Here is an 8,406-nt window from a genome sequence, read left to right on the forward strand (position 1 = left end):
CTGTCGGTGCTAACGGGAATACTCACCCGTGGCATTCAGTGTTTATTTCACCAATGTGTAGAGCCAACCGTGGGAATCTTCAATCGTCCCGTGTTGAATACCGGTCAGGACCTGTCGAAGTTCCATGGAAATAGGGCCAGCTTCCCCTCCATTGATGATAAAATCCCCGTCGTTGGATCTCACTGTCCCAACCGGGGTAATCACCGCAGCGGTTCCGCACGCGAACGCTTCACTCATGACCCCAGTTTGTGCCGCTTCTCGCCATTCGGTAGTTGAGATTGCGCGTTCTTCCACTGCCATTCCACGGTCCTCCGCGAGCGTGAGCAGTGAGTCACGAGTAATGCCAGGCAGCAATGATCCTGACAATGCTGGCGTCACTAGTGTTGCGTCGGCACCTTTACCCATGATGAAGGCGAGGTTCATACCCCCCATCTCTTCAACGTAGGTACGTTCCAAGGCGTCGAGCCACACCACTTGATCGCAGCCGTTTTCTTCCGCTTGGGACTGAGCTGCTAATGATGCGGCGTAGTTGCCTCCAAACTTTGCCGAGCCGGTACCCCCAGGGCAAGCACGAACATAGTCTTCGCATAGCCACACCGTGACAGGCTTGATGCCACCACGAAAATACGATCCAGCTGGCGAGGCAATAATGTAGAAACGGTAGGTCGAAGAGGGGTGAACCCCCAGACCCTTTTCTGTCGCGATCATAAATGGACGCAGGTATAAGGCAGCTTCACTGCCGGCCTGAGGAACCCAAGCAGAGTCGATATCTACCAATTGCCGTAAGGAATCCAAAAAGAGGTTCTCCGGCAGCGGCGGCATCGCAAGACGTTCGGCAGAGTGTTGCATGCGTCGACAGTTCTGTTCTGGTCGAAATGTTACGATAGAACCATCTGGCTGCCGATATGCCTTCAGACCTTCAAAAATTTCCTGCCCATAGTGGAATAAGGTGGTTGCGGGGTCTAATGTGATGGGCCCATAGGGAACAACGCGGGGATCATGCCACCCTTTCTGTTTGTTCCAATCGATGATCACCATGTGGTCGGTAAAGTGGGTCCCGAAGCCAGGATTTTTCAGGATCGTGGCTATGGTTTCGGGCGATGTCGGATGCGGGTTTTTTTCTATGGTTATGGTCTGATCAGTCACGTTCCCTATGGTAGCCTCCTCCCCCATATCCAGGTACGTTTATCTAGAATTAGACCGCGGGGGCGCGTCTTGTTGATAGCCACGGTATTGTTGATGCACGTATAGTCATGCCGCATTCAGATCCTCATGACATCGTCAGCGATCAGCGTCATAGATCTGCGTTGACTTCTAAACCATCGTTTATTTTAGAGGAGACTTCCACCATGGCGTTCTCTGTTGAGATGCCCGAACTTGGCGAATCTGTCACCGAAGGCACAGTCACCACCTGGCTTAAGAGTGTGGGTGATACTGTCGAGGTTGATGAGCCGTTGTTGGAGGTGTCGACAGATAAGGTCGATACCGAGATTCCTTCGCCCGTCGCCGGTGTTTTGACAAAAATTATTGCCAACGAAGACGAAACTGTTGAGGTTGGCGCGATCATCGCTGAAATCGGCGATGAGGGCGACGAGCCCGCCGACGACAGCAACTCAGACTCTGGGGATAATGACACGTCTGCAGCTTCTGAGTCTGAAGCGGAAAGTCCGGCTGACGACGATGAGAAGACCGAGGCCAGCTCCGCAGAAGACAAGACACCAGCCGGCAGTTCTGACACTGATGGCGCGACAGATGTTGAGATGCCTGAGCTTGGCGAATCCGTCACCGAGGGCACCATTACTCAGTGGCTGAAGAACGTGGGAGACACCGTCGAGGTTGATGAGCCGTTGTTGGAGGTGTCGACAGACAAGGTTGATACCGAAATTCCATCCCCGGTTGCTGGCACTCTCATCGACATCGTGGCCGAGGAAGATGACACTGTGGATGTTGGCGCGGTCATCGCCCGCATTGGTGACCCCAGTGCGGTATCACGTGGCTCCTCTGATTCCTCTGCTGACGATGCTGTGCACAACGAATCAGCTAGCGAGAATGCATCTGAGGCAAGCGCAGCGTCTGAGAGCACGTCTTCCGATGCCGCCAGCTCCGAGACGACACCCTCCGAGACCTCGACGTCCACTCCCGCTCAGCAGGACGAGCCTGCAACCCGCCCATCGACCATGGTGAACAATGGTGGGAAGCTTCCGTATGTGACGCCACTGGTTCGTAAGCTCGCCGACAAGCATGGTGTCGATCTCACGACAGTTGAGGGCACCGGTGTGGGCGGACGTATCCGCAAACAGGACGTTCTCGCTGCCGCCCAAACGTCAACGGATACTGGAGTCTCGTCGACACATGAGGGTCCTGGGAAGGCTGCCGAGGATGGCCCTCGTGCAGCATGGTCGACTAAGCGTGTTGACCCCGAGAAGGCCAAGCTGATTGGTACGACACAAAAGGTCAACCGTATCCGCTCGCTGACGGCATCGAAGACTCTCGAGTCACTCCATTCATCGGCGCAGCTGACACAGGTTCACGAAGTCGATATGACTGACGTGGCAGCTCTGCGTACGGCATCAAAACCAGCGTTTGCAGACAAATACGGTGTCAACCTCACGTACCTTCCGTTCTTCGCGAAGGCTGTTGTTGAGGCGCTTATTTCCCATCCGAACGTCAACGCGTCCTACAACGCTGAGACCAAGGAAATGACCTACCATGACAAGGTCAACCTCGGTATCGCTGTCGATACCGAAGCTGGGTTGCTCTCCCCTGTCATTCATGACGCACAGGATATGACGCTACCGGAGCTGGCCGCAGCTATTGCTGACATCGCTGCACGTGCTCGCACCAACAAGCTGAAGCCCCATGACCTGACGGGCGGCACGTTCACCATCACGAACATTGGGTCGGAAGGCGCACTGACCGACACGCCGATTTTGGTTCCGCCGCAGGCCGCCATGATGGGCACTGGTGCGATCGTCAAGCGTCCTTCTGTCATCACTGTGCCTGGTGGTGTAGAGGCAATCGCTATCCGCCAGGTTGTGTTGTTGCCCCTCACCTATGATCATCAGATCGTCGATGGTGCGGATGCTGGACGATTCATGACAACCGTTCGCGATCGCCTGGAGACCGCCAACTTTGCTGGTGATCTTAACCTCTAACCGCGATCGCCTCGGCTTAGCATGTTCGGCACGCATGTGGTGAAGGTTGAGCCCACCGGCTAGTCCGGTGCTTTCCCGTGGCCGGCCCCTCTCCGGGCCGGCCTCACGCGTACGATCAATACCATGGGGTATCAACACGGATCCATCCGAGCTGTCGACACGGACTACGACATTCAATGGCTTGGGCACGTGGATTACATGGAAATGTGGCACCGCCAAGCTGACTATGCGGAGCAGCGTGCTCGCGCAGCGGCCACCGCGGAGGGTGAGCCGGATCAGGGCATCGATAGGTTGTTATTCCTTGAACACCCTGCCACCTACACGGCGGGGAAACGAACACAACCAGAAGATCTTCCCGATGATGACGAGACGCCGCTGGTTCGAATTGATCGTGGCGGGCGCATTACCTGGCATGGCCCGGGGCAGCTGGTGGGGTACCCGATCATTCGGTTGGCGCAGCCTCTCGATGTTGTTGACTATGTCCGGCGGTTGGAGGAAGCGCTCATTAGGGTGTGCCATATGCTTGGGGTCACCAGTGCAGGGCGTGTTGAGGGACGATCTGGAGTGTGGCTTCCCACTGAGGTGGTAGGCGGTGAGCTCCGGCCCGAACGGAAAATTGCCGCCATTGGGCTGCGAATTACCCGAGGGGTTACTATGCATGGTTTTGCATTGAACTGCGATAATTCGTTGGAGCCTTATCGTCACATGATCCCGTGTGGGATCAGTGACGCCGGTGTCACAACGCTAACCGAGGAACTCGGTCGCGATGTCAGCCCGCGTGATGTTCTCGACCTTGTGCGTGACTCTCTTATCGCAGCGCTTGACGGGACCCAACCACTGACGGATAGTACTATTCCGGGCGATGGGCATAAACGCATCAAAGTTCAGTAGTATGTGCACGACGATTAACCCGATAATAAGGTAGAACACATGGCAGTTGCACCGAATGGACGGCGACTACTCCGCATCGAAGCACGAAACGCCCAGACCCCTATTGAAGCGAAACCGCGATGGATTCGGACGACCGCAACCATGGGGCCCGAATTCCGTGACATGAAGAAACGTGTCAAAGGCGCTGGTTTGCACACCGTCTGCCAGGAGGCTGGGTGTCCGAATATCCACGAATGCTGGGAGGATCGGGAAGCGACCTTCCTCATTGGTGGCGATACGTGTTCCCGACGCTGCGACTTTTGTGACATTAAATCTGGCCGCCCGGCGGAGCTGGATCGTGATGAGCCTCGGCGTGTCGCCGAAAATGTTCGTGAAATGGGGCTGCGGTATTCGACGATCACAGGTGTGACCCGTGATGATCTTCCCGACGAAGGCGCGTGGTTGTATGCCGAGGTTGTTCGGAAGATCCACGAGCTCAACCCGAATACTGGTGTCGAAAATCTGACGCCTGACTTCTCCGGTAAGCCTGATCTTCTCCAGATGGTGTTTGAAGCCCGCCCGGAAGTGTTTGCGCATAATGTGGAAACTGTTCCTCGGATTTTCAAGCGTATTCGCCCTGCGTTCCGTTATGAGCGGAGTTTGGATGTGATCCGTCAGGCGCGGGACTTTGGGTTGGTGACGAAGTCGAATTTGATTCTCGGTATGGGTGAGTCTGTCGACGAAGTGAAGTCGGCTATGCGTGATCTCCATGATGCTGGGTGCGACATTCTGACGGTGACGCAGTATCTGCGCCCCTCTAGCCTGTTTCATCCTATTGAACGGTGGGTGAAGCCTGAGGAGTTCGTCATGTACCGCGAGTATGGGCATGAGCTTGGTTTTGCTGCGGTGATGGCGGGTCCGTTGGTGCGGTCGTCGTATCGTGCTGGCCGGTTGTATGCACAGGCGATTAAGGCGCGCGGCGAAGAGCTTCCCGCCCATCTCCGTCACCTGGGAGAGGGGATCGATGAGACGGCGGCGCAAGAGGCTTCCACCCTATTGTTGAAATATGGTGCTAGCCGTGAGACACCGGTGGGCGCGCGTTAGCGCTTGCTGATTCCATCTGGCGGTCGACCATCGCCTATTCTGGTGGGTATGGCGAAGAACGACCGCGCAAAGGAAGAGAAGAAAGCCGAGCGCTCTGCTAAACGGGCGCAACGTAAGCAGACGCGCAGCCAGATGTGGCAGGCTTTTACTATCCAGCGCAAGCAGGACAACAAGCTCATTCCATTTATGCTGCTGGCGCTTCTTCTGCCGGCTATCCTGCTTTTCCTGCTTGGCTTCGTATGGGGCAACAAGTGGTTGTGGCTTGTCCTCGGTCTTGTCCTTGGGGCGACGCTTGCGATGCTCGTTTTCAGCCGGCGTTTACAGAATTCTGTTTATCAGCGTGCGTCGGGGCAGACTGGTGCTGCGGGCTGGGCGCTGGACAATATGCGTGACGGCGTTGGGATGAAGTGGGTGACCAAGCAAGGTGTCCAGGTGAATAACCATATGGACCTTGTTCATCGTGTGGTCGGAATTCCGGGTGTCGTTCTCGTTGGTGAGGGTAACCGGCAGCGGCTTAAGCCGATGGTGGGCAAAGAGCGTAAGCGTTTGGCCCGCATCGTTGGCGATACTCCGATCTACGAAGTTTTTGCTGGTGATGGTGACGACGAGGTCCCGATTAAGAAGTTGCAGCGTCATCTTATGAGGCTGCCGCGAAATGTTAAGAAAACAGAGGTGGCGTCGTTGGCTAGCCGTATTGAATCTCTTGACAATATTCGCGGGAATATGGGGATGCCGAAGGGGCCGATTCCGAACCAGGCTAAGGTGCAAAAAGGAATGAACCGCCGGGCTCGGAGAGCAGCTCAGCGGAATAAGCACTAGTTGGCATGCTAGGTGCGGATGACCGCGGTTCCGGTGGCCCGGTCGTGCATCCCGCGAAGGTCGGAGTCACAGATCGCTGCTGGAAGAATAAATGCGGCGAGGATGGTGCGAACGGCGGCCCGCCAGAGGCCAACACGGGCGTTCTTGTTGTCGATGCGAGCAACGCCCATTCCCACCATGAATTGGCCGGGGGTACGGGCGAACAGCCAGACGGATACGATGCCCACGACCACGAACACCATAAGGTTCGTGGTCGCCGTAAAATTGCCCCACACGAGTTCGGTGTTGGTTCCATGCTTGGTCGCTGGGGGGACAAGGTAAAAGAGAATTCCGGTGATGGCCATAGAGACAAGCCAGTCAAGGGCCACTCCTCCACATCGCCGCATGATTGACGCTTGGGATCCTGCGCCTGTCTTGGCCAGGCCAAGTTTTTCACCTGGCCATTTCGATGGTGTGAGGCCATCGTTCTCACCGGGAATTTGTGGCCCCTCTAGCCAATTAGCGCGGTGTGATGTTCGATCCTGTGTGCGGCCTTGTGCCCGATCCTTTGCCATGGCCCCTATTTTACCTGTTGCGTGGGGTCAATAATGTTTGGCCGGTCTCGGGGTTGTGGTCGTGCTCGTACCCTCGTTTGTGGGCACAATGGTCCACAAAAAATACGTAACATTTACGAAACATAGCTTTATTCCTCGAGCAACACCTGTACTTTAGAGTGAAGAATAATGCTCGGCCATTTACCGATATTCCCGACCGGTCGAGAGAAATCTGCGAGGAGTCACAGTGGCTTTCACTAATGCTGACGATGTCACCACGTACATCAAGGATAATGATATTGAATTCGTCGACATCCGGTTCACGGATGTGCCCGGCATTGAACAGCACTTCACTATCCCAGCCGATGCTTTCGATGAAGGCGTTATCAACGAGGGCCTCGCGTTTGACGGTTCCTCTGTCCGTGGTTTCACGACTATTGATGAATCTGACATGGCCCTGATGCCGGATTTGGCGACAGCTCATGTTGATCCATTCCGTCGGGCTAAGACGTTGAACATGAAGTTTTTTGTTCACGATCCTCTCACGGGCGAAGCATTCTCCCGTGATCCGCGCAACGTTGCCCGGAAGGCTGAAGAATACTTGGCGTCGACGGGTATCGCAGATACGTGTTTCTTTGGTGCTGAGGCCGAGTTTTACCTGTTCGATTCTGTTCGATATAGCACAGACATCAACAACGGGTTCTACGAGGTTGATTCGATTGAAGGCTGGTGGAACCGGGGTGCTGAGGGGGAGGTTGATGGTTCCGAGAACCTCGGCTATAAGACTCGCGTTAAGGGCGGGTACTTCCCCGTTGCCCCGTACGACCATTGCCAAGATCTTCGGGATGATATGTGCCGGTATCTCAAGGAAGCTGGGTTTGAGCTTGAGCGTGCTCACCACGAGGTCGGTAGTGGTGGCCAGCAGGAGATCAATTACAAATTCAACACCCTTCTTCATGCGGCCGATGATCTTCAGACGTTCAAGTACATCATCAAGAACACGGCGTGGGAGCAGGGTAAGTCCGCTACATTCATGGCTAAGCCATTGGCTGGTGATAATGGTTCTGGTATGCATGCGCACCAGTCGTTGTGGAAGGATGGGTCCCCACTTTTCTACGATGAGGCTGGCTACGGTGGGTTGTCTGATATTGCCCGCTACTATATTGGTGGCATCCTGAAGCATGCTGGTTCGGTGTTGGCGTTCACGAACCCGACGTTGAACTCTTATCATCGTTTGGTTCCGGGTTTTGAAGCTCCGATTAACCTGGTGTATTCGCAGCGTAATCGTTCGGCTGCGATCCGAATTCCGATTTCTGGTTCTAATCCGAAGGCGAAGCGCATTGAGTTCCGCGCTCCGGACCCCACAGGCAACCCGTACTTCGGCTTTGCTGCCATGATGATGGCTGGATTGGACGGTATTAAGAACCGTATTGAGCCCCACGCTCCTGTGGACAAGGATCTCTACGAGCTGCCCCCGGAGGAAGCTGCTGACATTCCTCAGGCTCCGACAAGCCTCGAGGCGGCGCTCGCCTCTCTGGAGCGGGACCATGACTTCCTCACTGAGGGTGATGTCTTCACAGAAGACCTGTTGGATACCTACATCACGTACAAATTTGACAACGAGATCTCACCGGTTCGGTTGCGCCCGACCCCGCAAGAGTTCGAAATGTACTACGACTGCTGATTTTCGGTAGTTGTTGACTGACCAGTGGGAATTTTGTTTCCACTGGTCAGGCTTTGATGATTCTTAGTCGTGGTGTGATGTCACAAGGTATCTCTCGGCAGAAGCTCGACCGCGCAACATGCCCCCGCACACCCCGGGGGTATCTTCGGGCATACCGGTGATTCGTTAGTTGTTGTTGCGGAGTTGTTTGGTGATCACTGGTGGGGTGAGGGGGCCCATGTCGCCGCGTAGTTGGTGGAGG

7 protein-coding genes are annotated in these 8,406 nt (G+C 55.3%); 5 read left to right on the forward strand and 2 right to left on the reverse strand.

All coding sequences use genetic code 11. The annotated features are described in order from the left end of the window. Positions 1 to 42: 42 nt before the first annotated feature. A complete protein-coding gene (locus V5S80_RS07890; protein ID WP_395170215.1) occupies positions 43 to 1,146 on the reverse strand; it encodes a branched-chain amino acid aminotransferase in 1,104 nt (367 codons plus the stop codon). A gap of 203 nt (positions 1,147 to 1,349) precedes the next feature. Between V5S80_RS07890 and sucB the strand changes: the two genes are divergently transcribed. The 4 genes from sucB (at position 1,350) to V5S80_RS07910 (ending at position 5,948) form a co-directional block, all read left to right on the forward strand. Then, positions 1,350 to 3,155, forward strand: coding sequence for a 2-oxoglutarate dehydrogenase, E2 component, dihydrolipoamide succinyltransferase (sucB, locus tag V5S80_RS07895; protein WP_395170236.1), 1,806 nt, complete (start codon positions 1,350 to 1,352; stop codon positions 3,153 to 3,155). Positions 3,156 to 3,278: 123 nt separating this feature from the next. Then, complete coding sequence (gene lipB / locus V5S80_RS07900) at positions 3,279 to 4,046, forward strand: lipoyl(octanoyl) transferase LipB (protein WP_395170216.1); 768 nt, start codon at positions 3,279 to 3,281, stop codon at positions 4,044 to 4,046. A 39-nt stretch (positions 4,047 to 4,085) separates the two neighbouring features. Then, positions 4,086 to 5,129: a lipoyl synthase gene (gene lipA, locus V5S80_RS07905; protein ID WP_395170217.1), complete on the forward strand. Its 1,044-nt coding sequence runs from the start codon at positions 4,086 to 4,088 to the stop codon at positions 5,127 to 5,129. A 48-nt stretch (positions 5,130 to 5,177) separates the two neighbouring features. Beyond that, a complete protein-coding gene (locus tag V5S80_RS07910) occupies positions 5,178 to 5,948 on the forward strand; it encodes a DUF4191 domain-containing protein (protein ID WP_395170218.1) in 771 nt (256 codons plus the stop codon). A gap of 8 nt (positions 5,949 to 5,956) precedes the next feature. On the opposite strand, the gene V5S80_RS07915 is transcribed toward V5S80_RS07910, so the two are convergent. Next, on the reverse strand, positions 5,957 to 6,502 hold the full coding sequence (locus V5S80_RS07915) for an RDD family protein (protein WP_395170219.1): 546 nt from the start codon (positions 6,500 to 6,502) through the stop codon (positions 5,957 to 5,959). Between the two features lie 226 nt (positions 6,503 to 6,728). Here V5S80_RS07915 and glnA point away from each other — a divergent pair, with 226 nt between their 5' ends. Then, on the forward strand, positions 6,729 to 8,165 hold the full coding sequence (glnA, locus tag V5S80_RS07920; RefSeq protein WP_395170220.1) for a type I glutamate--ammonia ligase: 1,437 nt from the start codon (positions 6,729 to 6,731) through the stop codon (positions 8,163 to 8,165). Positions 8,166 to 8,406: the final 241 nt, after the last annotated feature.

The organism is Corynebacterium sp. PCR 32, assembly GCF_037464985.1.
In the GTDB taxonomy this organism is placed as follows: Bacteria; Actinomycetota; Actinomycetes; order Mycobacteriales; family Mycobacteriaceae; genus Corynebacterium; species Corynebacterium kroppenstedtii_D.

Excerpts from the sequence above, each read along its gene's own strand:
- lipA (WP_395170217.1), top strand. The coding sequence starts at position 4,086 with ATGGCAGTTGCACCGAATGGACGGCGACTACTCCGCATCGAAGCACGA.
- sucB (WP_395170236.1), top strand. The coding sequence starts at position 1,350 with ATGGCGTTCTCTGTTGAGATGCCCGAACTTGGCGAATCTGTCACCGAA.
- V5S80_RS07915 (WP_395170219.1), bottom strand. The coding sequence starts at position 6,502 with ATGGCAAAGGATCGGGCACAAGGCCGCACACAGGATCGAACATCACAC.
- V5S80_RS07910 (WP_395170218.1), top strand. The coding sequence starts at position 5,178 with ATGGCGAAGAACGACCGCGCAAAGGAAGAGAAGAAAGCCGAGCGCTCT.
- lipB (WP_395170216.1), top strand. The coding sequence starts at position 3,279 with ATGGGGTATCAACACGGATCCATCCGAGCTGTCGACACGGACTACGAC.